At 73.4% G+C, this 26348-nt stretch carries 20 protein-coding genes; 14 read left to right on the top strand and 6 right to left on the bottom strand.

From position 1 onward, the window contains the following. Position 1: 1 nt before the first annotated feature. Positions 2 to 808 carry an SGNH/GDSL hydrolase family protein gene (locus ACZ4M3_RS32455; protein WP_467738864.1) on the bottom strand — a complete coding sequence of 269 codons (807 nt, stop codon included), beginning with the start codon at positions 806 to 808 and terminating at the stop codon, positions 2 to 4. Positions 809 to 1004: 196 nt separating this feature from the next. On the opposite strand from ACZ4M3_RS32455, the gene ACZ4M3_RS32450 reads away from it, so the two are divergent. Next, positions 1005 to 2114, top strand: coding sequence for a DUF5925 domain-containing protein (locus ACZ4M3_RS32450; protein WP_467738743.1), 1110 nt, complete (start codon positions 1005 to 1007; stop codon positions 2112 to 2114). A gap of 94 nt (positions 2115 to 2208) precedes the next feature. Next, positions 2209 to 2751 carry a heme-binding beta-barrel domain-containing protein gene (locus tag ACZ4M3_RS32445; protein WP_467738741.1) on the top strand — a complete coding sequence of 181 codons (543 nt, stop codon included), beginning with the start codon at positions 2209 to 2211 and terminating at the stop codon, positions 2749 to 2751. A 28-nt stretch (positions 2752 to 2779) separates the two neighbouring features. Here the strand turns inward: ACZ4M3_RS32445 and ACZ4M3_RS32440 are convergent, their stop codons facing one another. Beyond that, positions 2780 to 3172, bottom strand: a complete 393-nt coding sequence (locus tag ACZ4M3_RS32440; protein WP_467738739.1) for a GntR family transcriptional regulator — start codon at positions 3170 to 3172, stop codon at positions 2780 to 2782. A 72-nt stretch (positions 3173 to 3244) separates the two neighbouring features. Here ACZ4M3_RS32440 and ACZ4M3_RS32435 point away from each other — a divergent pair, with 72 nt between their 5' ends. The 5 genes from ACZ4M3_RS32435 (at position 3245) to ACZ4M3_RS32415 (ending at position 8878) form a co-directional block, all read left to right on the top strand. After that, positions 3245 to 4210, top strand: coding sequence for a GNAT family N-acetyltransferase (locus ACZ4M3_RS32435; protein ID WP_467738737.1), 966 nt, complete (start codon positions 3245 to 3247; stop codon positions 4208 to 4210). Then, positions 4207 to 4689, top strand: a complete 483-nt coding sequence (locus tag ACZ4M3_RS32430; protein WP_467738735.1) for a ribonuclease FAU-1 family protein — start codon at positions 4207 to 4209, stop codon at positions 4687 to 4689. Before ACZ4M3_RS32435 ends, ACZ4M3_RS32430 begins: the two co-directional genes overlap by 4 nt. A 137-nt stretch (positions 4690 to 4826) precedes the next feature. Next, positions 4827 to 5879, top strand: a complete 1053-nt coding sequence (locus ACZ4M3_RS32425; protein WP_467738733.1) for a M4 family metallopeptidase — start codon at positions 4827 to 4829, stop codon at positions 5877 to 5879. A 262-nt stretch (positions 5880 to 6141) separates the two neighbouring features. Further along, positions 6142 to 7638 (top strand): M4 family metallopeptidase, encoded by a 1497-nt coding sequence (locus tag ACZ4M3_RS32420; protein ID WP_467738862.1) that lies wholly within the window; start codon positions 6142 to 6144, stop codon positions 7636 to 7638. 214 nt (positions 7639 to 7852) lie between these two features. After that, positions 7853 to 8878 (top strand): lytic polysaccharide monooxygenase, encoded by a 1026-nt coding sequence (locus ACZ4M3_RS32415; RefSeq protein ID WP_467738731.1) that lies wholly within the window; start codon positions 7853 to 7855, stop codon positions 8876 to 8878. Positions 8879 to 8896: 18 nt separating this feature from the next. On the opposite strand, the gene ACZ4M3_RS32410 is transcribed toward ACZ4M3_RS32415, so the two are convergent. The 3 genes from ACZ4M3_RS32410 to ACZ4M3_RS32400 form a co-directional block, all read right to left on the bottom strand. Next, complete coding sequence (locus ACZ4M3_RS32410) at positions 8897 to 9757, bottom strand: esterase/lipase family protein (protein WP_467738860.1); 861 nt, start codon at positions 9755 to 9757, stop codon at positions 8897 to 8899. 227 nt (positions 9758 to 9984) lie between these two features. Beyond that, positions 9985 to 10968, bottom strand: coding sequence for a DNA polymerase Y family protein (locus ACZ4M3_RS32405; protein WP_467738729.1), 984 nt, complete (start codon positions 10966 to 10968; stop codon positions 9985 to 9987). Beyond that, the gene (locus tag ACZ4M3_RS32400) at positions 10965 to 14483 is read right to left on the bottom strand and encodes a DNA polymerase III subunit alpha (protein WP_467738727.1); all 3519 of its coding nucleotides are present in this window, start codon (positions 14481 to 14483) and stop codon (positions 10965 to 10967) included. Before ACZ4M3_RS32400 ends, ACZ4M3_RS32405 begins: the two co-directional genes overlap by 4 nt. 176 nt (positions 14484 to 14659) lie before the next feature. On the opposite strand from ACZ4M3_RS32400, the gene ACZ4M3_RS32395 reads away from it, so the two are divergent. Continuing rightward, a complete protein-coding gene (locus ACZ4M3_RS32395) occupies positions 14660 to 15754 on the top strand; it encodes a DUF3533 domain-containing protein (protein WP_467738725.1) in 1095 nt (364 codons plus the stop codon). Positions 15755 to 15821: 67 nt separating this feature from the next. Here ACZ4M3_RS32395 and ACZ4M3_RS32390 read toward each other — a convergent pair whose 3' ends face one another. Continuing rightward, a complete protein-coding gene (locus tag ACZ4M3_RS32390; RefSeq protein WP_467738723.1) occupies positions 15822 to 16247 on the bottom strand; it encodes a VOC family protein in 426 nt (141 codons plus the stop codon). A gap of 171 nt (positions 16248 to 16418) precedes the next feature. Between ACZ4M3_RS32390 and ACZ4M3_RS32385 the strand changes: the two genes are divergently transcribed. The 6 genes from ACZ4M3_RS32385 to fxsT all read left to right on the top strand — a co-directional run bounded on the left by ACZ4M3_RS32385 (position 16419) and on the right by fxsT (position 26281). Beyond that, positions 16419 to 17321: an alpha/beta fold hydrolase gene (locus ACZ4M3_RS32385; protein WP_467738721.1), complete on the top strand. Its 903-nt coding sequence runs from the start codon at positions 16419 to 16421 to the stop codon at positions 17319 to 17321. 287 nt (positions 17322 to 17608) lie between these two features. Further along, on the top strand, positions 17609 to 17773 hold the full coding sequence (gene fxsA / locus ACZ4M3_RS32380) for an FxSxx-COOH cyclophane-containing RiPP peptide (RefSeq protein WP_467738719.1): 165 nt from the start codon (positions 17609 to 17611) through the stop codon (positions 17771 to 17773). Between the two features lie 29 nt (positions 17774 to 17802). Continuing rightward, positions 17803 to 20070: a radical SAM/SPASM protein FxsBH, inactivated beta-hydroxylase extension form gene (fxsBH, locus tag ACZ4M3_RS32375; protein WP_467738717.1), complete on the top strand. Its 2268-nt coding sequence runs from the start codon at positions 17803 to 17805 to the stop codon at positions 20068 to 20070. Continuing rightward, positions 20043 to 20864 carry an AAC(3) family N-acetyltransferase gene (locus ACZ4M3_RS32370; RefSeq protein WP_467738715.1) on the top strand — a complete coding sequence of 274 codons (822 nt, stop codon included), beginning with the start codon at positions 20043 to 20045 and terminating at the stop codon, positions 20862 to 20864. The genes fxsBH and ACZ4M3_RS32370 overlap by 28 nt, the downstream gene beginning before the upstream one ends. 43 nt (positions 20865 to 20907) lie before the next feature. Then, entirely contained in the window at positions 20908 to 22320 is a 1413-nt protein-coding gene (locus ACZ4M3_RS32365) for a TIR-like protein FxsC (protein ID WP_467738858.1), read from the top strand. Then, positions 22304 to 26281 carry an FxSxx-COOH system tetratricopeptide repeat protein gene (fxsT, locus tag ACZ4M3_RS32360; RefSeq protein ID WP_467738713.1) on the top strand — a complete coding sequence of 1326 codons (3978 nt, stop codon included), beginning with the start codon at positions 22304 to 22306 and terminating at the stop codon, positions 26279 to 26281. The genes ACZ4M3_RS32365 and fxsT overlap by 17 nt, the downstream gene beginning before the upstream one ends. Positions 26282 to 26348: the final 67 nt, after the last annotated feature.

Below are 26348 nucleotides of genomic sequence, written 5' to 3'. Positions count from 1 at the left end.
CCTATGCCTTGCCGGCGAAGACGGGCAGGTAGCCGCTCGACTGCCCGGTGGCGGTCGGGTGGTAGGACTCGCCGATGTTGGCCCAGTTGAGGCTGTGCAGCCACGCACTGCCGGAGCAGATCTCGTGTCCGGTGAAGGCGCCGGTCACCGAGGCGAAGGTGAAGCCGTGGTCGGCGGCGCGTTTGGCGATGGCGGCGTTGAGGTAGTCGGCGGCGCCGTTGATGGCGCTGCGTTCGCCCTCGGTCAGGCCCGCGATGCAGGAACCGTTCAGCTGGTAGAAGCGGGGATAGCCGAGCACCACCACGTGGGCGGCCGGGGCGCGGCCGGAGATGGCGTTGTAGACCTGGTCGAGCTGACCGGGGAGGGTGGAGTCGACGTACGCCTTGGCCTGGTTGACGCGGTTGACGCAGGTGGACTCGGACTGGAGCACACAGGTCGTCATGACGTCGGAGAATCCGGCGTCGTTGCCGCCGATGGTGATGCTGACGAGGTCGGTGCCGGAGTTCAGCGGGCCGAGCTGGCCCGAGAGCACGTCACCCGTACGGGCGCCCGAGCAGGCGACGAAGGAGAAGGTCTGCGGGGAGTGGGCGGCGGCCCACAGGGCCGGATAGGCCCGGGAAGTGCGCTTGCAGTCACCGCTCCCGCTGTCGTAGTTGCCGGAGCCCACGCCGGAGGAGTACGAGTCTCCGAGGGCTACGTAGCCGAAGTCGGCCTGGGCGGAGGCGGCCGCCTGGCCTGCGCCGAACAGGGCGGCGCCCGCGGCGAGTAAGAGGGCGGAGGTGAGGGTGGCGAAGCGCGACAGTCTCATGCTCATGTGTGCGGCTCCTAGTGGGGGTTACTCCTGAGTCGTTGGTACAGCGCACGCGGCCTGGCTGGAAGTGTTCATGCCAAGAATGTTCGGAGTCGACTCCGCTCCGAATCTTCACCGGCGAGGGGTTTGAAGGGGGAACCCGAGCACTCGATCCGGCGAAACACGGGTGCGGGAGGGCAGTTCGTGCCGGATCATGGGCGCCATGTCAGCCAACCCGCACGACGCGCTGCCGATCCGGCTCACCCTCGACGACAGCGACTCGCCGTCGGATGTCGTCGACGCCCTGTTCCTCGGCCGGTTCGCGTCCGGCGAACAGCCGTACTCGCACAGCGTCTCCATCGAACGGGTCAAGGCGGAGGCCACCTTGCTGCCGCCCGGCGCCACCGTGCTGCGCTCGGCGCGCGACACCGACCGCAGCGCCACGCTCGCCGAGGGCCAGGGCTGGACCGTGCTCGTGTCGCGCTGGAGCCGGGGCGCGGACGTGACGGTGACGGCCGTCAGCGACGAACTCGCCACGGGCGTGCTCGGCGAGGCCACGGAAGGGGCGCGGGACGAACCCGAACCGCAGCCGGAGAACGTCACCATGGGGTTCTGGTACGTCTCCCCGCGCCGCGGCCCCTACCGCACGACCCGGCAGATCGCGGCGGGCACCTGGGCGGAGGTGCGGCCCAACTACACCGCGCCGGTGGCCGAGGCGATGGACCGGCTGATGAAGGTGACCCCGGACGACATCGCGGGCCGGCTGCTCCTGCTGCACGGGCCGCCCGGGACCGGGAAGACCTCCGCGCTGCGCACGCTGGCCCGGTCGTGGCGGGACTGGTGCCAGGTGGACTGCGTCCTGGACCCGGAGCGGCTGTTCAACGACGTGGGCTACCTGATGGACATCGCGATCGGCGAGGACGAGGGCACGGCCAAGGGCCGCTGGCGGCTGCTGCTGCTGGAGGACTGCGACGAGCTGATCCGCGGCGAGGCCCGCCACCAGGCCGGGCAGGCGCTGTCCCGGCTGCTGAACCTGACGGACGGACTGCTCGGCCAGGGCCGCAACGTCCTGGTCGGGGTGACGACCAACGAGGACCTGGAGCGGCTGCACCCGGCGGTGGTCCGGCCGGGCCGCTGCCTGGCCCGGATCGAGGTGGGGCGGCTGACGCACCGTGAGGCGGCGGACTGGCTCGGCACCGACGAGGGCCTCTCCCGCGAGGGCGCCACGCTGGCCGAACTCTTCGCCCTGCGCCGCGGTACGGGTCCGACGGCGGCCCTGCTGCCGCCGCAGGGCCACGGCGCGGAGCCGGGGCTCTACCTGTAGGTCCCGTCCCGGCGGGCCCGGGGCGGGGACAATGGCGCCGAAGACCTCGTCCCGCCGTGCCCGGCGCCCCCGGGCGCACCGAACAGGAGTCCACGTGCTCGAACCGGCGCAGGAGAACCCCTACCCCGACACCTTCGTCCTCGGCGAGGGCCCGGAGCCGCACCCGCAGCTGCGGCCCGTGCTGGCGCTCATCGGGCGCTGGCACGGCCGGGGAAGCGGCGAGTACCCGACCCTGGAGCACGGGTTCCGGTACGAGCAGGAGGTGACCTTCAGCCATGACGGAAGGCCCTTCCTGCGCTACGAGTCCCGCGCCTGGCTGATCGACGAAGCGGGCGCGGCGCTGCGCCCGTCGGGGCGGGAAGCCGGCTGGTGGCGGGTCATGCCCGACGCCTCGCTGGAGGTGGTGCTGGCGCACCCGACCGGGGTCGTCGAGACCTACGTCGGCCGGGTGTCCGGTACGGAGATCGAGATGGCGACCCGCAGCGTGTCGGTGACCCCCCGGGCCAAGGAGGTGACCGGGATGCGGCGCCGGTACGCGCTGGAGGGCGGGGAGCTGATCGTGGTTCAGGAGATGGAGGCGATGGGCCAGCCGATGCAGCACCACCTGATGGCGCGGCTCAGCCGGCGCAAGGCCTGACCTGCGGCCTGCCCCCGGCGCGCGGGGCTCACGTGCCGTACCGCGCCCGCAGGGCCTCCTCCGCCGCCGCCCGGGCCTCGGCCATGGACAGCCCCAGCCGGTGGGCGCGGTCCGCGAACGCCTGCGCCGCGGCGGCCGCCTCCCGTGCGGCGGAGTCCCCGGCGGCGGCGACGAAGGTCCCGTTGCGCCCCCGGGTCTCGATCACGCCGTCGGCTTCCAGGGCCCGGTACGCCTTGGCGACCGTGTTCGCCGCGAGTCCGAGTTCCTCCGCGAGCCCCCGCACCGTCGGCAGTTTGCACCCCACCGGCAGCCGCCCGGTCCGGGCCCCGTCCGCGATCTGCGCGCGCAGCTGCTCGTACGGGGCGGCAGCGCCGGGCGCGGCGTCGATCTTGATTTTGAGGTGGGTCGAAGTCGAGGTCACGGGGCCGATTGTCCCCCACCGCCCGGTTAATTCGCAGGCGCCGAGGGCGCCCGCGCGCTTAGCGTCGGCCGCATGACCGTTTCGATCCGTGACCTGCGTCCCGGCGATCCCGGGGACGTGGAGGCCGTCGTGCGCCTGCGCCGGTCCGCCCTCCCGTTCATGATCAGCACCCCGGCCGGGGTGGCCTACGAGGTCACCTCCGCCCGCCCCGGCAAGCGGCACCGGGTCCTGCTCGCCGAGCGGGCGGACGGCGTGGCCGTAGCCACCGCCCAGGTCGGCCTCGCGCACGGGAGCCCCGGGCCGGGCCAGGGCTACGTCAACCTCCAGGTCGGGCCCGCCCACCGCGGCCGCGGCGCCGGGAGCGCCCTGCTGCGCGCGGCGGAGGAGCACCTGGCCGCCGCCGGGGCCGTGGACGCGTACGCCTGGGTCCTGGACGGGCCCGGCGACCACGCCTTCGCCGCTCGGCACGGCTACCGGCCCAGCCGCTCGGCGCACTTCCTGCGCCTGGAGCTGTCCGCGGCGGCCCTGCCGCCGTACCCGGCCGCGTTGCCGCCCGGCGTCGAACTGCGCCCCGCCTCGGCGTTCGCGGAGGATCCGCGCCCGCTGTACGAGGCCGACGCCGAGGCCTCGTCCGACGAACCGGGCGACGTACCGGTGGCCCTGGACGACTACGACAACTGGCTCACCGACGTGTGGCGCGAACCCTCGCTCGACCACGACCTGACGACGGTCGTCCTCGTCGACGGCGTCGTGGCCGCCTTCTCGGCCGCCCGGACCGACGGGCAGGGCCGCTACGGCTCGGCGATGACCGGCACCCGCCGCGCCTACCGCGGCCGCGGCCTGGCCAAGCTCGCCAAGACCGCCTCTCTGCACCGGGCCCTCGCGGCGGGCTGTACCGAGGCGCTGACCGGCAACGACGCGGGCAACGCGCCGATGCTCGCCGTCAACAAGTGGTTCGGCTACGAGATCCGGGCCACCGAGACCCGCTTCGCGAAGCGACTCGCCCCCCGCTCCGAGCAGAAGGAAGCGACGGCATGACCGGCCTGCTCACCGTCACCCTCGTCAAAGCGGGCCGCACCAAGATCCGCTACCCGGCCGAGCTCGTCACCGACACGGGGGACCGGCTGTCCGTGCGCGCTCCCTGGGCGGCCGAGGACGTACGGGACTTCGGCTTCGTCCGCTTCGAGCCGGGTGACGTGTTCACCGAGCACTTCTGGCGCAGCCGCTGGTACGCGGTCAAGGAGGTGCGGACCGGCGACGGCCGCCTCAAGGGGTGGTACTGCGACGTGACCCGGCCGGCCGTGGTCGGCGACGGCGAGATCGTGGTGGAGGACCTGGACCTCGACCTGTGGGTCTCCGGGGACGGGTCGACCGTCCTGCGCCTGGACGAGGACGAGTTCGCGGCGAGCGGCCTCGCCGAACGCGACCCGGCGGCGGCCGCCGGGGCGGTACGGGCCCTGGACGCCCTCGAAGCCCAGGCCAGGACCCCGGCCGGGCTGCCCGGACTGCTCGCCTGAGGACCGCTGCACGGGCCCGTGCGGCCGGACCCCGCACGGACCCACCGTCACTTCCCTCCCGCCCCTGGCGCACAGGAGGCGGCGTGGGTGAGGATCGCGGCCTCAACACGCCACCACTTCCTTACAGGAGGACGTCTATGGCTCGCCGCATACCCCGCGGCCTCGTCTGCGCGGGCACCGCCACCGCCGCGCTGTTCGCCCTGGCCGGTCCGGTCTCGGCCCTGCCCTCGGCGGACCCCGCGCCGACGCGGCTCCCCCAGGCCCGGGTCTTCATGGTCAACCCCGTCCAGTCCTCCGGCGACCAGACGTTGACCGACGCCAAGGACGCCGCCGACGCCGTGCCGGCCTCCGCCTACGCCCTGGCCCAGCTGCGCAACCTGGACGGCAGCGGCTCGCTGTCCGGGAAGTGGGCGTACGTCCGCTCGGACACCGGTCCCTCCGCGCAGACCGCGGACGCCGCCGGGTACGACCGCGCCGACGACCGGTTCGAGCAGGTCATGGCGTACTTCTGGGTGAACGAGGCGCAGGAGTACCTCCAGGGGCTGGGCTTCGGGAGCGAACTGCCGGGGGCCAACGACCGCGCCCAGCCGGTGCGGATCAACCAGTGGGGCGCGGACAACTCCTTCTTCTCCGACAAGAAGGCCGAGATCCGCTTCGGCAAGGGTGGGGTGGACGACGCCGAGGACGCCGAGGTGATCGTCCACGAGTACGGCCACGCGGTGCACGAGGCGCAGGTCCCGGGCTTCGGCGCCTCCCCGGAGGCGGGCGCGATCGGCGAGGCGTTCGGCGACTACCTCGCGGTCGAGGTCGGCGCGCACGCGGACGACGTATACGGCTGGCCGCGCAGGACGGACCTGGCGTGCGTCGCCGACTGGGACTCGACCGGCTACAGCCCGGCCCCGCACTGCCTGCGGCGGATCGACGGTTCCAAGGTGTACGCCGACCGGGTCGGGGAGGTGCACGCGGACGGGGAGATCTGGTCGCGCGCGCTCTTCGACATCCGGGGCGCGCTGGGTGCCCGTACGGCCGACCGGATCATCGTCAACGCGCAGTTCGGTTTCCGCGCCGACACCGACTTCGCGGACGCGGCGCGGACGACGGTCTCGACGGCGCAGCGGATGTACGGCAAGACCGCGGCGGACGCCGTCCGCGCCGCCTTCGCCGCGCGGCAGATCCCCGGGGTCGGCTAGGGCGTGTTCCGCGCACGGCCGCTGCCGAAACCGGGCACGTTCACCGGCCAGCGGATACCGCTTTACGTTCTCCGGACAACGAGAAGGTCAAATTCTTGTTGCGCACCTGCCAATCGGGGGCGACTTCCTGACACTGTCTCCACCACTGCCCCCCCACTGGCAAGCCAAGGAGCAACGAGTGACTCACCCCACGTCCTCAACCCCCACCTCCCGCAGCCGTGTTCACGTCCTCCGCGCCGCCGCCCTCGTCGCCTCCGCCGCGATGGTCGCCCTCGCCGTGCAGAGCGGTCCCGCCAACGCCGCCGCCGAGCGCGAGGCCGGCGCCACGGCCGTCCCGCTCACCGGGACGGCGCGCGCCTCCGCGATCGCCCGGGCCCAGTCCGACGCCCCGTCCACCGCGAAGGCCATCGGTCTCGGCGACCAGGAAGGGCTCGTGGCCCGGGACGTCGTCAAGGACGCGGACGGCACCGTCCACACCCGCTACGAGCGCACGTACGCCGGTCTGCCGGTCCTCGGCGGCGACCTGGTCGTGCACACCAAGAACGGTGCGCGCTCCACCACGAAGGCCTACGGCGCCCGGATATCCGTGGACACCAGGACCGCTTCGCTCGCGGCCCCCAAGGGCGCCCGCAAGGTCGTCTGGGCCGTCGGCGGAGCGCCGGTACTGGCCTGGGAGAGCGTCACCGAGGGCGCCGGCGACGACGGGACGCCGAGCAAGCTGCACACCGTCACCGACGCCCGCAGCGGCAAGGTGCTCTACTCCTACGACGCCATCGAGACGGGCATCGGCGCCAGCGAGTACAGCGGCTCGGTCACCGTCGGCACGAAGGCCAACGGCTCGCAGTTCGAGCTGAACGACACCGCCCGCGGCGGCCACAAGACCTACGACCTGGCCGGCGGCACGAGCGGGACCGGCTCCCTGTTCACCGACGCCGACGACAACTGGGGGGACGGCACCCCCGCCAACCGGCAGACCGCCGCCGTCGACGCCCAGTACGGCGCGGCCGTGACGTGGGACTTCTACAAGAACGAACTGGGCCGGCTGGGCATCCGCGGCGACGGCGTCGCGGCGTACTCCCGCGTCCACTACGGGAACGCCTACGTCAACGCGTTCTGGGACGACAGCTGCTTCTGCATGACCTATGGGGACGGCACGACCAACACCAAGCCGCTGACCTCGCTCGACGTGGCCGGCCACGAGATGTCGCACGGCCTGACCGCCTCGACGGCGGGGCTGCGCTACACCCGGGAGTCCGGCGGGCTCAACGAGGCCACCTCCGACATCTTCGGCACCTCGGTGGAGTTCTACGCCGCCAACCCGTCCGACCCCGGCGACTACCTCATCGGCGAGAAGATCGACATCCACGGGAACGGCACGCCGTTGCGGTACATGGACAAGCCGAGCCGCGACGGCGCCTCCGCGGACTACTGGGACAAGAACGTCGGCCGCCTCGACGTCCACAACTCCTCCGGTGTCGCGAACCACTTCTTCTACCTGCTGTCCGAGGGCAGCGGCGCGAAGACCATCAACGGCGTCAGCTACAACTCGCCGACCGCCAACGGCTCCACCGTCGCCGGCATCGGCCGGACCAAGGCGTACAAGATCTGGTACAAGGCGCTGTCGGTGTACATGACCTCCTCGACGGACTACGCGGGAGCGCGGGTGGCGACCCTCAAGGCCGCCGCGGACCTGTACGGAACGGGCGGCACGGAGTACCAGGCGGTCGCCGCTGCCTGGACCGCGGTCAACGTGAAGTGAGCCGCCTTCCTCAGGGGCTGCTTACCGCTGCCTTAAGCGGACCCTAAGGATCGGCCTCCGGGCCCCGATCCGGGCGGAACCGCAGGTCGGGGCGGTTAGGTTGGCGGAGGCCGGGGAGGGCCGGAACGGCGTCGGAGACACCTCGTGTCCGGGGACGCGCCGACCGGCCCTCCCCGGCGCACCCGCCCTCGCCGCCGCCCGGAGGAGACCCACCATGCGCACCGCCATCCGCACCGCCGGCCGCATCGCCGCCGCCGGACTCGCCCCGCTCGCGGTGGCCGCGTACGCCGCCGGCCCGGCGGCCGCGCACGGCTCGATGACCGACCCGGTCAGCCGGGTGGCGGCCTGCTACGCGGAAGGCCCCGAATCCCCCCGGTCGGCGGCCTGCAAGGCGGCGGTCGCGGCGGGCGGCGCGCAGGCGTTGTACGACTGGAACGCGGTGAACATCGCCAACGCTGCGGGCAACCACCGGGCGCTGATCCCCAACGGGCAGCTGTGCTCGGCGGGCAACGACAAGTACCGGGGCCTGGACCTGCCCCGGGCGGACTGGCCGGCCAGTGCCATGACGTCCGGCGCGCACACCTTCCGCTACAAGGGCACCGCCCCGCACAAGGGCACCTTCGAGCTGTACGTGACGAAGGACGGCTACGACCCGGCGAAGCCGCTGAAGTGGTCCGACCTGGAGCCGGAGCCGTTCGCGAAGGTCACCGACCCGGGGATGCGGGGCGGTGACTACGTCTTCTCCGGCACGGTCCCGAAGAAGAGCGGCCGGCACCTGATCTACAGCATCTGGCAGCGCTCGGACAGCCCGGAGGCCTTCTACACCTGCTCGGACGTGGTCTTCGGCAAGGACGGCGGGAGCAGCGTGCCCAGCTCGAAGCCGAGCAGCAGCGGGACCGGGACCGGGGCCACGGGCGGCGCCGCCGCGAGTGCCAAGCCGTCCAACGGCCCGGTCGCCAAGCCGCCGACGGACAAGCAGATCTTCGAGGGCGCGGCCAAGTCGACGGTGGAGCACGGCGGCCACGGCGACAACGACCCGAATACGAACGGCTCGACCGCCGAGTCCCCGTTCGCCTCGCCGTCGGCGGCGGCGGCCGCGGGCGGTGACCTCGCACAGACGGGCGGCGACGGCTCCACCCCGATGATCGCGATCGCCGGGGCGGGCACCCTGGCCGCCGGCTCGGCCGTGCTCTTCGCGGTGGCCCGCCGCCGCACGACGGCGGGCCACCGCCGCCGCTAGCTCAGGCGGCCCGGCCGGTCACTGGAAGACCGAGGCGCAGGTGGTCCGTTCGGCATGGGCCGGGTCCAGGGCGTTGGCCGCCTCGTGCCAGGCGATGCGGTCGGTCAGGCCGATGGCCACGTGCTCGGAGAGGTCGAGGGCGCACAGGTCCTGGAGCACGACGTTGTGCACGTTCGGCCCGCTCAGGAACCCGCTGGTGTACGGGGTCACCACCTCGTCGTACTTGGTGGCGATCACCGTGTAGGCGACTCCGGGGACGGTGTCCCCGCCCGCGTTGAGCTGCGTGACGAAGGGGGATCCGGCGATCTGGTCGGCGAGGCCCGGGGTCGAAGCGCTGATCAGGTCCTCGGCTCCGGGGAAGTAGGGCAGCAGCTGGGTCAGGCCGGACAGGGTGGTGCCGTGGTTGTCGGGGGCGAGCCCGACGAGGGCGTTCACCTTGGCGGCGCCGCCGAGGAACTTGAGGTACTGGCGGGGCATCATGCCGCCCTGGGAGTGGCCGACGATATCGGTCTTGGCGGCGCCGGTGGAGGCCAGGACCCGGTCGACGAAGGTGCCGAGCTGGACGGCGGACTTGTCGATGGGGCCGAGGCCGTTGAAGAAGGACTGGCCGGGGATCTGGCCGTAGTCGAGGGAGTAGACGCAGTAGCCGCGGTGGACGAGGTACGGCGCGAAGCCGAGCCAGTTGTCGACGGAGTTGCCGAGGGTGCCGTGGACGAGCACGACGGGACGGGGGTGCGCGGCGGACGGCTTGCAGGTCCAGTCGTTCCAGCCGCTGGTGGGGGCGGAGGCGGCTTGCGCGGTGCCGGTGGGGGCGACGAGCGCGGCGGCTGCGAGGGTGAGGACGGCCAGCGGGCGGAGCAGGCGGCGCCAGGGCAGCATCGGGTGATCTCCTTGCGTCATGGGGATGGTGCGGGGGGTGGGTCCCGTGATCCGGATCACAAGGGGAGCTGCTGCGGCTAAATTACGGGCGAGTAGCAAGACTGGGAAGTTACGCGTCGGTAAAAACTCGGGTGCCGAGTTGCCCTCCGGTCTATCGCGAGGGGCGGAGGCGTACGTGTTCCCGGGGGGCCGGGGCGGCGCGGCGGACGCGCCTGCGACCTCCCGCCCTACGAGGCCTTGCCGAAGGTCGCCGCCGGCCGGACCGTGCCCGCCCCGAAGCGGGCGTTGGCGCGGTCGATGGCCGCCTCGACCGTCAGCCGGGACTCGCGGACCGGGTCCAGGGTGAGCTGGCGGGAGACCCCCTCGGCGCCGGTCAGGTCCTCGGCCCGGAGCACCACGCCGGTCAGCCGGGCCCGTTGCAGGCCGGCCGCGTCCATCAGGCGGTACGCCATCGCGCGCAGGTCCTCGTCGTGGGCGGAGGGCTCCGGCAGCCGCCGGGTCTTCTCCCAGCGGGTGCCCCCGGCGAACTGGAGGGTCAAGGTCAGGGCCCGCCCGGCCTGGCGGCGCCCGCGCAGGGTGGCGCCGAGCCGGACGACCAGGGCGAGCAGCGCGGCCCGGGCGTGCGGGCCGTCCAGCTCCTCCCGGGAGAACCGGGTGCGGACGGCGGCCGAGGAGGGCAGGTCCCTCGGGGTGACCGGGCGCGGATCGATCCCCTGCGCGCGCTCCACAACCAGGCGGCCGGCCCGCTTGCCGAGGATCCGCTCGACGACCCCGGGCGGCACCTCGGTGAGCGCCCCGATCGTATGCAGCCCGTAGCCGCGCAGCGCCTCGGCCTGCCGGGACCCCAGCCCGTACAGCGCCTCCACCGGCAGCGGCCCGAGGAAGCCGGGCACCGCCTCCGCGGGGACGGCCAGGACCCCGCCGGGTCCGGGCACCCGGGCGGAGGCCGTCGCCGCCACCGACCAGGTGCCGGCGACCCCGATCCGGACGTCGGTGCCCAGCCGGGCCACCGCGCGCAGCCGGACCACCTCCGCGATGCGGGCGGCGTCCGCGCCGAAGTAGCGCTGCGCCCCGCCCACTTGGACCAGCGCGGCGCGCGGCGGCAGGGCCTGCACCAGCGGGGAGAACTCCCGCAGCAGCTCCAGGACCTCCCGGTAGCCCTCGCCGGTCAGCGCGGGGGCGCACCGCACGTGCAGGATCGCGCTGCTCATCCCGCGCTCCCCGGGCTGGAGTGCCACAGCTTGCGCCCGGTCGCGGGGCCCGTCCCGGGCGGCTGGAGGTCGGCCCACGGGTTCATCTCGTAGCCGGTCGGCAGGTGGATCCGGCGGCCGGGGGCGGGGGGCGCGGTGTCTTCGCGGACCGGTTCGGCCAGCTTGGCGGTGACCGCCTCCAGGCCGCTCTGCGCGCGCAGTTCGACCAGTTCGGCGAGGTTCCAGGCCGCCGTCCCGACGATGCTCAGGCTCTGCGGGCCGCGCCGTTGCACCACTCCGCGCACCAGCAGCAGGAAGGAGTGGAAGACGGTGTGGGCGCAGGCTTCGTGGCTGTCGTCGAAGAAGGCCAGGTCGACCAGGCCGGTCCCGTCGTCGAGGGTGGTGAAGATGACCCGCCTGCCGGAGCGGATGGGCGGGGTCTGGGTGGCCGCCTTGGCGCCGGCGACCAGCACGGTCCGCCCGTGCTCGGTGTCGCGCAGCCGCCGGGCCGGGACGGCGCCCAGTTCGGCGAGGAAGGCGTGGTGGTCCGCCATCAGGTGGCGCGAGGCGTCCATGCCGAGGACGCCCAGTTCGGCGCTGAGCCGCTCGGCCTCGCTGAGGTCGGGCAGCCCGACGGGCGCGGTGGAGCGGCCGCCGCCGAGGGGGAGCTGGGCGCTTCCGCGGGCGTCGGCCGCGCGCTGGGCGCCGTGCAGTTCGCTCAGGTGCAGCAGCAGGTCCCGGCGGTTCGCGCCGAACGCGTCCAACGCCCCCACCTGGGCCAGCCGTTCGGCCACGGGCCGCCCCGGGTGGGCCCGGTCCCAGAAGTCGCGCAGGGAGGCGTAGGGCTGGCCGGCCTCGATCCTGGAGGCCTCCGCCTCGCTGATGCCGTGGACGTCGGCCAGCGCGAGCCGGAGCCCCCACAGCGGCGGCACCTCGGACACCAGTTCGATGCGGTGGCGGACCGAGGACCGGTTCACGTCCAGCGGCAGTACCGGCACGCCCCGGCGCCGCGCGTCCGCCAGCAGCAACCGCTTCGGGTACATGCCGGGGTCGTGGGTGAGCAGTCCGGCGTAGAAGGCGGCCGGGTGGTGGGCCTTGAGCCAGGCGGACTGGTACGTGGGGACGGCGAAGGCCACCGCGTGCGCCTTGCAGAACCCGTACGAGCCGAAGGCCTCCACGATCTCCCAGGTCCGGGCGATCACCTCGGGCGAGTAGCCGCGCGCCCGCGCGGTCGCCGCGAACCAGACCTTGATCCGGCCCTGCGAGTCCGGGTCGGACAGCCCGCGCCGCACCCGGTCGGCCTCGTCGCGGCCGCAGCCGGTCAGGACGTGCACGATCTCGATGATCTGCTCGTGGAAGACCACCACCCCGTACGTCTCCCGCAGCGCGTCCGCCAGGTCCGGGTGCGGGAAGCGGACCGGGGCCCGCCCGTGCCGGGCCTCGATGAACGGGCGCACCATGTCGGCGGCCACCGGGCCGGGCCGGAACAGCGAGATGTCCACGACCAGGTCGTGGAAGGTGGCGGGCTGGAGCCGTCCCACCAGATCGCGCTGGCCCGGGGATTCGATCTGGAAGCAGCCCAGCGTCTCGGCCGAGCGGATCAGCTCGTACGTCGCCCCGTCGCCCGGCGGCACCTGCGCCGGGTCGTCCAGGTCGAGCTCCTCCCCCGTGGCGCGGCGCAGCTCCGCGACGGCGTGCGCCATCGCGGACTGCATCCGTACGCCCAGCACGTCGAGTTTGAGCAGCCCGAGTTCCTCCACGTCGTCCTTGTCGAACTGGGACATGGGGAAGCTCTCGCCGCTGCTGGGCACGACCGGGGTGCGGGCGAGCAGCGAGGCGTCGGAGAGCAGCACTCCGCACGGGTGCATGGCGATCCCGCGCGGCAGCCCGTCCAGGGCTTCGACCAGTTCCCACAGCCGTCCGTGCGACTCCCCCCGTACGCCCTGGAGTTCGGGCAGTTCGGCGAGGGCGGCGCGGGCGTCGCGGGCCCGGATGTGCGGGAAGGCCTTGGCGAGCCGGTCGACGGCGGCCGGCTCCATGGACAGGGCGGCGCCCACGTCGCGGATGGCGTGCCGGACCCGGTAGGTCTCGGGCATGGAGACGGTCGCGACGCGTTCGGTGCCGAACCGGTCGATGATCCGCCGGTAGACCTCCAGCCGGCGCGCGGACTCCACGTCGATGTCGATGTCGGGCAGCACCCGGCGGCGCTTGGACAGGAAGCGCTCCATCAGCAGGCCGTTGGCGAGGGGGTCGGCGTGCGCGATGCCGAGGAGGTGGTTGACGAGGGACCCCGCGCCGGAGCCGCGGGCGGCCACCCGGATGCCCATCTCCCTTACGTCGTCCACCACTTGGGCGACGGTCAGGAAGTACGAGGCGAAGCCGTGGTAGGCGATGACGTCGAGTTCCGCGTGCATCCGCTCCCAGTACCGGCGGTCGTCGGCGTAGCCGCGCAGCACCATGCCCGCGGCCGCCCGGGAGGCGAGGACCCGCTGGGCGGTGCGGTGGGCGGCGCCGACGAGCCGGGGCTCGGGGAAGTGGACGGAGCCGATCCCCAGGTCGTCCTCGGGGTCCACCGCACAGGCCTCGGCGGTCCGCCGGGTCTCCGCGAGCAGCCGGCGGGCGTCGGCGGGGCGCAGTCCGGCCGCCCGGGCGATCCCGTCGGCGGTCTCGGCCATGGCGGCGGGGTCCTTGAGCCAGCGTTCGCCGCTGTCGAGGGGCTTGCGGGGGTCGATGGGGACCAGCCGGCGGGCCGCGTCGAGGACGTCGGCGACCGGCCCCTGGCCGGGGTCGGCGTACCGGACGGCGTTGCTGAGCACGGCCGGGACGCCCTGCTCGGCGGCGAAGCCGACCGTACGGGCGGCCAGGCGCAGCGAGCCGGGCCCGGTCCCGGTGCGGCCGTGGTGGACGGCCTCCAGGCGCAGGTCGTCGCCGTAGACCTCGCGCCAGGGCGCGAGCAGGCGCGCGGCCCGGTCCGGCCGGCCCGCGGCGAGGGCCCGGCCCACTTCGGAGCCGGGGCCGAGCAGGACGAACACGCCGCTCGCGCCGCGCAGCTCCGGCCAGGGCAGGAGCGGGACGTCGGGGGAGCCCGCGTGGGCGGCGGTCACCATGCGGCACAGTTCGGCCCAGCCGGCGGCGCCGTCGCGGGCGAGGAAGACGGCCCGGGCGGCGGACTCGTCGACGAAGGCGCCGCCCCGGACGGGGTTGCGCCGCCGGGAGGAGGCCTCGGCGTGGCCGGGGCCCGAAGCGGCGGCCGAGGCGGAGACCGGGGCAGCGGCGGCGCGGGGGGATCCGGAGCCCCCCGGCCCCGCGGAGCCCGCCGCGGGCGACACGGCCAGGTCGACCCCGAACAGGGGCCGGATCCCGGCTTCCGCCGCCGCCCGGGCGAAGCGCACCGCGCCCGCGAGGGTGTCGCGGTCGGTGAGGGCGAGGGCGTCCATGCCCCGCTCGGCGGCGCGTTCCGCCAGCCGTTCCGGGTGGGAGCCTCCGTAGCGCATGGAGAACCCCGAAACGGTGTGCAGATGCGTAAAACCTGGCACCCGCGGCCTCCTGCTTCCCTTCGGTGAACACCTCCCCCGTCTCCACCATAGAGCAATTCGAATACCCGTGCGAAACAGTTGTTCGATCATCCATTCGCCGTCCGTTCCGGCGGACCCGGCCCCCGTTCGGCCCACCCCTGCTGCGCCCGGCCCCCGGTCCGCCGAACGTGTGAGACATGACCCAGCCCACCACCGACGCACCCGCGGGCCCCTCCGGCGGTTTCCTGGCCGAGATCAAGGACGCCGTCAGCACCCGGGCCTTCCTGCTGGTCCTGGGCGTGCTGGCGCTCCAGCTGGCCTTCATCACCTCCTACATCGGGGCGTTCCACCACCCCCAGCCGAGCGGGATCCCCCTCGCGGTGACCGCGCCCGCCGAACAGCTCGCCACCCGCTCCGCGCAGCGCCTCGACGCCCTGCCCGGCGACCCGCTCGACACCCGCACCGTCCCGGACGAGGCGGCGGCGCTCGCCCGGGTCAGGGCCCGGGACGTGGACGGAGCGCTGGTCATCGACCCGGCCGGGAGGACCGACCGGCTGCTGGTCGCCAGTGGCGCCGGGGCCTCGCTGTCCCAGGCGCTCGCCGAGGTCGTCGGCCGCGCCGAGGCGGCCCAGGGGCGCGAGGTGCGGATCGTGGACGTGGCCCCGGCCGCCGCCGGGGACGCCCGCGGCCTGAGCTCCTTTTACCTGGTCGTGGGCTGGTGCGTCGGCGGCTACCTGTGCGCCGCGATCCTCGCGATCAGCGCCGGCGCCCGGCCCGCGAACTCCGCCCGCGCCGTCATCCGGCTCGGCTCGCTGCTGCTGTACTCGATCGCAGCCGGGCTGCTGGGCACGGTCATCGCGGGCCCGGTCCTGGGCGCGCTGCCCGGCAGCGTGCCGGCCCTGTGGGGGCTGGGCACCCTGGTCGTCTTCGCCGTGGGCGCGATCACCCTGGCGTTCCAGGGCGTGGCGGGGGTGGTCGGCATCGGCCTGGCGATCCTGCTGGTGGTCGTCCTCGGCAACCCGAGCGCGGGCGGCGCGTACCCGTACCCGCTGCTGCCGCCGTTCTGGAGGGCCATCGGACCGGCCCTGCCACCGGGCGCCGGGACGTACGCCGCCCGCTCGATCACGTACTTCCGGGGCAACGACGCGGGCCCGGCGATGCTGGTGCTGGCCGCCTGGGCGGTGCTCGGCTCGGCCGTCACCCTGGTCTGCGCGGTCCGGCGGCACGGCCGGGGCGGCCCGGCGGTGGGCAGCGGCACGGCGGGCCCCGGCGCCCGGACACCGGGGCCCTGACCGGCACGCCGCGTCTCCCAGGCCACCGGTCGTCTCCTCGGGCGTCGTCTCCTCGGGCGTCGTCTCCTCAGGCCACCGGCTCGCCGATGCCCAGCAGGTTCCCCTCGCTGTCGCGGAACCAGGCGGCGCGTTCGCCCCGGGAGCCCTTGCTCGGGTAGTTCCCCTCGATCTCGGCGATCCCGTTCCTGGTCCGGAAGCCGGGTACGTCGACCTCTTCGAACACCACGCCGCGCCGCCTGAGCTGCGACACGGCCGTGTCCAGGTCGTCGACCTCCCATCCCATCTGGGTGAAGGTGCCCGGCGAGGACCCCGTCGACCGGAACACCGCGAACTCCGTGCCGCCGCACCGGTACAGCAGCCCGCCGGGCCGCTCGTCCACGGGTTCCAGGCCGAGCCGCTCGGAGTAGAAGCGCCGCGCGCGGTCGAGGTCCCCGGCCGGGAGCCGGGTCGCCACGCGTCCCCGGGCCAGCACGTTCTCGTCGTCTGCGTTCATGTCCCCACTGTGCCGTGGGCGATGCCCGCACGGGCGCAAGCGCCAGGGGCGGCGGACCGCGCCCCCGGACGAGCCGGGAAATTGCCGCCGGGTGCGCTCTACCGCACTCCTGCACCGAAGCGCACAATCACCCTGACTGCTCACGTCGAACGTGAGGGAGGGAGGGAGCGCGTGCGCAACCAGGTGCGCACCGCCGACGGCCGCACTCTGATGGTGGAGCGCTGGGGGGACCCGGACGGCAAGCCGGTCTTCCTGCTCCACGGCACCCCCGGCAGCCGCCTGGGGCCGGCCCCCCGCGGCATGGTCCTCTACCAGCGGCGGGTCCAGCTCATCGCCTACGACCGGCCCGGCTACGGCGGCTCCGACCGGCACCCGGGCCGCACCGTCGCCGACGTGGCCGCGGAGGTGGCCGCGATCGCCGACGCGCTCGGCCTGGACTGCTTCGCCGTCGCCGGCCGCTCCGGCGGCGGCCCCGGCGCTCTGGCCTGCGCCGCCCTGCTCCCGGACCGGGTCACCCGCACGGCGGCCCTGGTCCCGCTCGCGCCGCGGGACGCGGAGGACCTCGACTGGTTCGACGGCATGGCCGCCTCGAACGTCGAGGAGTACACCAAGGCCTACGACGACCCCGAGGGGTTCGCCGCCCGGCTGATCCCCCGCGCCGAGGGCATCCGCGAGGATCCCCGCCGGCTGCTGGAGGACCTGCGCCGGGAGCTGACGGAGAACGACCGCCTGATCGTCGCGGACGCGGGCCTGCGGGCGATGCTGCTGCGCAACTACCGCGAGGGCGTGCGCACTTCGGCGTACGGGTGGATCGACGACGCGATCGCGTTCAGCGGTCCCTGGGGCTTCGACCCCGCCGACATCCGCTGCCCGGTGCTGATCTGGCACGGCGAGCTGGACGTGTTCTCGCCCGTGGGGCACTCCCGCTGGCTGGCCCGCCGCATCCCGGGCGCCACCACCACCTTCGATCCGGCCGCCGCCCACTTCGCGGCCCTGCGCGCGCTGCCCGGCGTACTGACCTGGCTGCTGCGCGACCTCCCGGTCCCCCGGCCCGGCGAACAACAGCCCGCGTAGCCCGGCTCCCCGGTCCGCCGACCGGGTGTCCGGGCCCGCGGCCGGACCCGGAACCCTGATCCCCACCGGCGATGACCTGGCGTCAGGAATAAAGGATCTTGCCCTACGGCAAACGGCCGATTACCGCACCTCGAGAATTGCGGCAGCCTTTCCGTAGAACGCTTGACCAGGCGTCATGTCTCGGTTGCCAATAAGGTGTGGACGAGTAAAGTCCACGCTTGACACCAGCGGCGACCGCTGGTGTCGCTCCCCTGCCCATTTCGCATGGCCTCCCCGAGGACGGTGTCGTGAACACTTCCGCAACCCCCGCGACCAGCACGGTCAAGACCCCCCGGGTCCCGCTCGACCGGATCGACGTCCGCAGCGCGTCGGCGGCCGCGGCGCTCGGCCGCGTCCTGCCCTCGGAAAACGGCCGTCACGTTCAGGCACCGATCTTCAACTCTGCGCTCTGACACCGGAGCACGCGCTCTAGACTGGTGGAATGACCGGCCTGATCGCTTTTCGCGAGATCGTCCTCAAGGTTCACAGCAGATGCGATCTCGCTTGTGATCATTGCTACGTCTACGAACACGCTGATCAGAGCTGGCGAGCCCGGCCGAAAGTGATCTCCCCCGAGGTCATTTCGCAGACCGCGTCGCGGCTCGCCGAACATGCCCGTGACCATGCAATCCCCTCCGTCACGGTGATTCTCCACGGAGGGGAACCCCTGTTGGCGGGCACCGCCCGACTACGCCTCGTGTGCGAGGAGTTCACCCGCGCCCTCGCCGGGACCGCCGCGCTCGACCTGCGGATCCACACCAACGGGCTCCAGCTCGGCCGCCGTTGCCTCGACCTCTTCGCCGAGTTCGGCGTCCGCGTCGGCATCTCCCTCGACGGGGACCGCGCCGCCAACGACCGCCACCGCAGGTTCGCCGACGGGCGCACCAGCCACCCCCTGGTCCTCGCCGCGGTCGCACTGCTCCGTTCGGAGCCCTACCGCCACCTCTACCAGGGCCTGCTCTGCACCGTGGACGTGGCCAACGACCCCGTCGCCGTACTGGACGCCCTGGTGGAACTGCAGCCGCCCCGGGTGGACTTCCTGCTGCCCCACGCCACCTGGGAGACCCCGCCGGTCCGCCCCGACGGCGCCCCCGACGCGTACGCCCGCTGGCTGCTGCGGGTCTTCGACCACTGGGAGGGGCTCGGGCGGCCGGTCTCCGTACGGCTCTTCGAGTCCCTGCTGTCCACCCTGCGCGGCGGCCCGAGCCTGACCGAGTCCCTGGGCCTCGCGCCGACCGACCTGGTCGTCGTGGAGACGGACGGGACCCTGGAGCAGGTCGACTCCCTCAAGAGCGCCTACGAGGGCGCCGCCGCCACCGGCTTCGACGTGTTCCGCCACTCCTTCGACCAGGTCGCCGCCCACCCCGGGGTGCGGGCCCGGCAGCTGGGCCTGGCCGGAGTCAGTGACCCGTGCCGCCGCTGCCCCGTCGTACGTTCGTGCGGCGGCGGCCTCTACACCCACCGCTACCGGGCCGACCCGGACGGCGGCGGGAGCTTCGACCACCCCTCCGTGTACTGCACCGACCTGCGCGAGCTGGTGGACGGGGTCGAGGGCCGCACCGCCGCCCGGGAGACCGCGCCGGAACTCACCGACCCGGCCGAACTGGCCCGCTCCCAGGAGCAGCTGACCCGGATGCTGCTCGCCCGGCTGAACGCCGACCGTACGGGTGATCCCGAATGGGCGCGGTCCTGGGAGCTGCTGGCCTCCGTGGAGCGCGCCGGGGAGGCGGGCGCGGCCGCGCTGGCGGCCGTACTGGACCACCCGTTCACCCGCACCTGGGTCCTGGAGGCCCTGGACGCCGGGCGGGAGGGGCGCCCCGACGGCCCCGGCGCGGCGCGCAGGCTGGCCGCGCTGGCCGCCGCCGCGGTGCTGCGGGGCGGGCTCGACCTGCCGGCCGAGGTGCCCTACCGGGACGGCGAGGTGTACCTGCCGACCCTGGGGCTGCTGCGGCTGGGCGAACCGGGCACCCGGGGGCGGGCCGCGCTGCGGGCCGCCGGGGCCGGGTACGCGGTGCGCGACGGCCGCGCCGAGCACCGCTTCGGTCCGGCGGCGGGGGACGCGCGGTGGCTGCCCGTACGGAGCTGGTCGCCGCCCGGGCCGGACACCGCCCCGGTGGCGCTGGAGGACCTCGACCCGTACCGCAACTGCTTCGCCCGGCCGCCCAGGCTGCGGCTGGGGGCCGGGGAGGCCGAGGAGTGGCGGGGCAGGCTCGACGCGGCCTGGGCGCTGCTGCACGCCGCCGTCCCGGAGTTCGCCCGGGCCGCCGCGCCGGGGCTGACGACGCTGACCCCGCTCGCGGGCGGTCCGCGGGAGCCCGGCCGGGGCGAGGCCGGGCGGCACGGGCCCGGGGCGCTCGGGGTGCCGTACGGCGCCGGGGTCCGGGAGACGGCCCTGGCGCTGCTGACCGGCCGCCGCCGGGCGCGGCTGCGGGCGCTGACCGAGGTGGCCGACCTGTACGCGCTGGACGGTGAGTGGCAGCACCCGTCGCCGTGGCGGGAGCGCCCGGTCCCGGTGTCCCGGCTGCTGGCCGACGTACACGAGCGGGTGGCGGTGGAGGCGTACCGGCGGGCGACGGCGGCCCCCGAACCGGGGGCGGCCGACCGGATCCAGCGGGCCCTGGACCGGCTGGCCGGTGCGGCCGAGCTGACCAGCACCGGCAAGCGGCTGGTGGCGGAGCTGCGGTGGGAGTCGAAGGCGGTCGACGCGTGAGGTCGCCGGCCGGCCCGGAGGTGCCGGCGCTGGCGCGGGAGTTATGCCTGCTCGGGGTGCGCCCGGGGGCGCGGCTGCTGGTGCACGCCGCGCTCGGCGGCACCGGCCTGCGGACCGGGCCGCTGCGCGACGCCCTGACGGGGGTACTGGGCCGGCACGGCACCTTGGTGGTGCCCGCGTTCACCTCGGAGAACTCCCTCACCTCCACGGCGCACCTGGAGCGGATCGCCGGCCTTTCGGAGCCGCAGGTGCGGGAGTTCCGGGCCCGGATGCCCGCGTTCGACCGGCGGTGGACGCCGAGCCAGGGCGTGGGGCGGTTCGCCGAGGCCGTCCGTACCACTGCGGGCGCCGCGCGCAGCGCGCATCCGCAGACCTCGTTCGCGGCGCTGGGAAAGGACGCGCGGCGGCTGTGCTCCGGCCACCGCCTCGAATGCCACCTGGGCGAGGAGTCGCCCCTGGGAAAAATGTGCTGGGAGGGCGGCCAGGTACTCATGATCAATGTGGGATTTTCGGCCTGCACCGCTTTCCATCTGGCGGAGTACCGAATTCCGAAGCCCCCCTTGCGCATGTACGACTGTGTGGTGAAGGTGAACCTTCCGGGGGGACGGCAGGGGGAGGAGTGGACGACGTACGAGGACGTCGCACTGGACGACAGTGATTTCGCGGAGATCGGCGACGCGTTCCCGGATTCACGGTTGCGCAGGGGGCGGCTGGGAGGGGCCGGGGCCGTGCTCTTCTCGATTTCCGATGCCGTTGGTCACGCAATCGACTGGATGACCGAAAACAGACGCTGATTGACTGAACGATGAGGGGATGTGGCGAAGCAGCTCCGGAATGATGTTTCTTCGCTCGCATCTTCGGGACGGGGGTCGTGTGCCCGCATCAGTGCAGCCGTACTTCTTTCTCAGTTATGCGCATACGCCGAGGTTCGGGGCCGGGGGTCCCGACCCCGACATGTGGGTCGAGCGGCTCTTCCGTGACCTCTGCAACCACGTCATGGCGCTCACCGATCTGCCCGCCGGTTCGGAGGCCGGCTTCATGGACCGCGAGATACGCAGCGGTGAGGGCTGGTCGGAACGGCTCGCGGCGGCGCTCGCCACCTGCCGGGTCTTCGTCCCCCTGTTCTCGCCGCGCTACTTCGCCAGCGAGATGTGCGGCAAGGAGTGGTTCGCCTTCGCGCAGCGCGCGATCCAGCACGGGGCGCGCCACAACGAGCCGCCGCCGGAGGCCATCGTGCCGGCCCTGTGGGTCCCGGTGCCCGCCACCCACATGCCGGGCCCCGCCTCGCGGTTGCAGTTCAACCACAACACCTTCGGCGAGCGCTACGTCACCGACGGCCTGTACGGGCTGATCAAACTCCGCGGCTACGCCGAGCAGTACGAGGCGGCCGTGTACGAACTCGCCAAGCGCATCGTGCACGTCGCCGAGAGCGTACGCATCGATCCGATCAAGCCGCTGGACTACCGGGTGGTGCCGAGCGCCTTCGGCAGCAACGGCGGCAACCCCGCCCGCACCCTGCACATCACGGTGGCGGCCGCCTCCCGGCACGACCTCCCCGAGGGCCGCAGCCCCGAGTACTACGGGGACAGCGCGCTGGAGTGGAACCCGTACCACCCGGTGGCGCAGCGGCCCATCGCCTACGTGGCCGAGGACGTGATCCGCAACCTCAACTACCAGACCAGCCTGGGCTCGTTCGACGACGAGGCGGGGCACTTCGACAGCAAGCAGCCGCCGACCCGGCCGGAGATCCTGATCGTCGACCGCTGGGCGGTGGAGGACGAACCGCGCCGCCAGCGGCTGGCCGCCTTCGACCAGGAGCACCGGCCGTGGATCAACGTGGTCGTGCCCTGGAACCGGTACGACCACCAGAGCCGGGCGAAGGAGGGCGAGCTGGCGGACCGGCTGGAGGGGACGATGCCCGTCAAGATGAGCCAGGGCCGGGCCGCCTGCCGGGCGGCCGCGAACGGCGTCGCCAACATGGAGATGCTCGGGCAGATCCTGCCCCAGGTGGTCGAGGCCGCCGCCCAGCAGTTCCTCAGACACGCCCAGGTGTACCCGCCCGCGGGCGGCACCCACACCGAACGGCCGCGGCTGGTCGGGCCGATGGGGATGGACGAGCCGCCCCCGCCGCCGCTGCCGCGCGTTCCCTTCCCGCCCGACACCGAGGCGGGCGGTGACGCACCGCGCGGGACCGACACCAACGACGTCAGCGACACAGAGCGGGGGGACACGGATGACAGCCGGTCGTGACAGCCGTGGCGGACGCATCGTCACCTTCTATTCCTACAAGGGCGGTACCGGCCGCACGATGGCGCTCGCGAACACCGCCTGGATCCTGGCGGCCAACGGCAAGCGGGTGCTCGCCGTGGACTGGGACCTGGAGGCGCCGGGTCTGCACCGCTTCTTCCACCCCTTCCTGGATCCCTCCACGCTCGGGGCGACCACCGGGGTCATCGACCTGATCAGCGAGTACGCCTGGGCCGCTACCAGCCCCGTGCAGCGCGCCGACGACTGGCACAAGGACTACGCGCGGATCCAGCCGCACGCGGTCTCCCTCACCCCGGAGACGCTGGGCTGGGAGTTCCCCGACGGCGGCACCCTCGACTTCGTCTCGGCGGGCCGGCAGAACCGCGAGTACTCGGCGACCGTGTCCACCTTCGACTGGGACAACTTCTACGACCGCCTCGGCGGCGGCCTCTTCTTCGACGCGCTGCGCGCCGACATGAAGAAGAACTACGACTACGTGCTGATCGACAGCCGCACCGGCCTGTCCGACATCGCCGACATCTGCACCGTGCACCTGCCGGACGTCCTGGTCGACTGCTTCACCCTCTCCGACCAGTCCATCGACGGCGCCGCCTCCGTGGCCCGGCAGATCGACGAGCGGTTCAACGACCGCGGCATCAAGATCTACCCGGTGCCGATGCGCATCGACGAGGGCGAGAAGGAGAAGGCCGACGCGGGCCGGGCACTGGCGCGGATCAAGTTCGACCGCTTCCCGGGCGGCCTCGTCGGGGACGACCTGACCTCCTACTGGGGCGCGGTGGAGATCCCGTACCGGCCCTACTACGCCTACGAGGAGACCCTGGCCACCTTCGGCGACGAGGCCGGCCTGACCAACTCCCTGCTGTCGGCGTTCGAGCGGCTCACCGCGGTCGTCACCGAGGGCGAGATCACCTCCATGCCGGCCATCGCGGAGGACGTCCGGATGCGGATCCGGGACGCCTTCACCCGGCGCCGCCCGGCCCTGCCCGCCGACCTGTTCCTCTGCTACGTCGCCGAGAACCGGATGTGGGCCGACTGGATCGAGTCGGTGCTCACCCGGGCCGGCTTCCGCGTGGTGCCCAAGGACGTCTCGGCGGAAGCGGCCCCCGCCCCCTCCGACGGGGGCACGCTCGGCGGATCGGGCCTCAGCGTCGACAACGCCGCCCGCACGGTCGTGCTGCTCTCCAGCGCCTTCCTCAAGTCCGGCCGCGCCGTCGAGGTGTGGAACCGGGCCGCCGCCGAGGACCCGACGGGGGGCCGGCGCCAGCTGGTGCCGCTGCGGGTGGGCGACGTACGGCTGGCGACGCCGTACATCGACCGCAACCCGGTGGACCTCTTCCGCCTCGACGAGGTGCACGCGACGACCGCCCTGCTGCGCGCGGTGGAGCGGCCCATGGCCCTGACCGACACGGTCAACAGCGCCTCCCAGCCCGGCCCCCGGTTCCCGGGGACCGTGCCCAAGATCTGGAACGCGCCGCCCCGCAACACCGGCTTCACCGGGCGCAGCATCGTGCTGGAGCGGATGCGCAACCAGCTCGGCGGCGGCATGGCCGTGGTGCTGCCGCAGCCGCAGACCCTGTACGGGCTCGGCGGCGTCGGCAAGACCCAGGTGGCGCTGGAGTACGTGCACCGGTTCATGGCGGACTACGACCTGGTCTGGTGGATCTCCTCGGAGCAGACCGACGACGTGGTGGCGGCCCTCGCGGAGCTGGCCGTCCGGCTGGGCGCCCAGACGGGCGAGGACATGGCGGCCGCGTCCCAGGAGGCGATCGACCTGCTGCGGCGCGGCGTGCCCACCTCGCGCTGGCTGCTGGTCTTCGACAACGCCGACGACCCCGAGACGCTCAAGCGGTTCTTCCCGCCGGGCGGCCCGGGGCACGTCCTGGTCACCTCCCGCAACCAGTCCTGGTCGCAGTACGGTGACGCGCTGCCGGTGGACGTGTTCCTGCGCGAGGAGTCCGTCGAGCACCTCCAGCGGCGGGCCCCCGGGCTCTCCCAGGAGGACGCCGAGCAGGTGGCCATAGCGGTGGGTGACCTGCCGCTCGCCGTCGAGCAGGCGGGTGCCTGGATCGCGGAGACCGCCACGCCCGTGTCCGCGTACCTGGAGCAGCTGGCCCAGCAGGCCGCGAGCGTGCTGGGGCTGAACCAGCCGGCCGGCTATCCGGAACCGGTCGCCGCGACCTGGAACGTCTCCATCGAGCGGCTCCAGCAGCGCTCCCCGGCCGCGGTACGGCTGTTGCAGCTGTGCGCCTTCTTCGCGCCGGAGCCGATATCCGCGAACCTGCTCTACAGCAAGGAGATGATCAACGCCCTCAAGCCGTACGACTCCTCGCTCCAGGAGAAGCTGATGCTGGGCCGGGTGATCCGGGAGATCGGCCGGTTCGCGATGGCCAAGGTCGACCAGGTCGGCAACAGCATCCAGGTGCACCGCCTGGTCCAGGCCGTGATCCGGGCGCAGTTGTCGGAGGAGGAGCAGCGCGAGGCCCGGCACGCCGTGCACCGGATCCTGGCCGGCGCCCGGCCCGATGACGACGAGCCCATAGACAATCCGGCGACCTGGCCCCGGTTCAACACCATCTGGCCGCACCTGACGCCCTCCGAGGCCCGGTTCTGCAAGGAGCCGGAGACCCGCAGGCTGCTGATCGACCGGGTGCGCTACCTGTGGAAGCGCGGTGACTTCAAGGCCGCGTACCAGCTCGGCGAGGAGCTGCGCGAGGTGTGGAAGGAGATGCTGGGCGACAGCGACCTGCAGTACCTGTACCTGCGCTTCCACCTGTCGAACATCCTGCGGTCGCAGGGCCGGTTCGTGGAGGCGAAGGAACTGGACGAGGTCACCCTGGAACGGCAGCGGACCTCGCTCGGCCCCTCGCACCCGCACACGTACATGACCACCAGCGGCCTGGCGATGGACCTGGGGGCGCTCGGCCGCTACGGCGAGGCGATGGAGCTGGCGACCGCGGCGCACGAGGGCTTCGGGCAGATCTTCCACGAGGCGCACCCGCGCACCCTGGCCGCCGCCAACAACCTGGCCCTGAACCTGCGCATGGTCGGCCAGTACTCCCGGGCCCGGGAGATCGACCAGGAGGTGTTCGACCGGCGTACGGAGGTACTGGGCCCGGACCACCCGTACACCCTGTCCTCGGCGCAGAACCTGGCCCGGGACCTGCGCGAGGTGGGCCGGTACGACGATTCGGTGCAGTTGCTGAGCCGGACCTACGACATCTACAAGCGCACGCTCGGCCGGGCCTTCCCGGGCACCCTGTCCGCGGCGAAGAACCTGGCGGTGTCGCTGCGCCGGGCGGGCGATCTGGAGGACGCGCTGCGGCTGACGACCGCGACCCGCAACCGCTACCGCGCCAAGTACACCTCGGTCAACCCGGACCTGCTGGCCTGCGAACTGAACCTGGCGGCGGACCTGTTCGCGACCGGTGACCCGGGCGCGGCCCGTGACCTGGCGCAGGAGGTGGTGGACGAGTACGTGAAGGTGCCGGGCGAGCGGCACCCGTACACCCTGGCGGCCGTGAACAACCTGGCGGTGTTCCACTGGGGCACGGGCTCCGCGGACACGGCGGAGCCGATGCTGCGCCAGACGATCCGGCACATGCGCGAGGTGCTGGGCGACAACCACCCGCACACCATCTTCGGCCACCTGAACCTCGCCAACGCCCTCGCCGACCTCGGGGACCCGGAGGGCGCGCTGGAGCTGGAGCGGCTGGTGGTGCTGCGGCTGCGCGAGGCGCTCGGGGCGCACCACCCGGAGACCCTGGCGGCCGCCTCCAACATGGCGGTCAGCCTGGACATGATGGGCCGCAAGGAGGAGGCGGCCCGGGTCCGGACGGAGACCGTGGGCGAGCTGACCCGGCTGCTCGGCGAGGACCACGGCCTGACCCGCTACGCCCGCGACGAGCGACGCGTCCACCGCGACCTGGAGCCGCTCGCCGTGTGATCCGGCGCGGCGCGGCCCCCGCACGGGCCGCCCCGCGCCCCTACAGCAGACCTGGGGGGTTCGCTGT

It is taken from the genome of Streptomyces sp. NPDC026522, assembly GCF_055567555.1.
The sequence above is the reverse complement of the archived record's forward strand: the minus strand, read 5'-3'. Positions and strand labels throughout refer to the sequence as shown.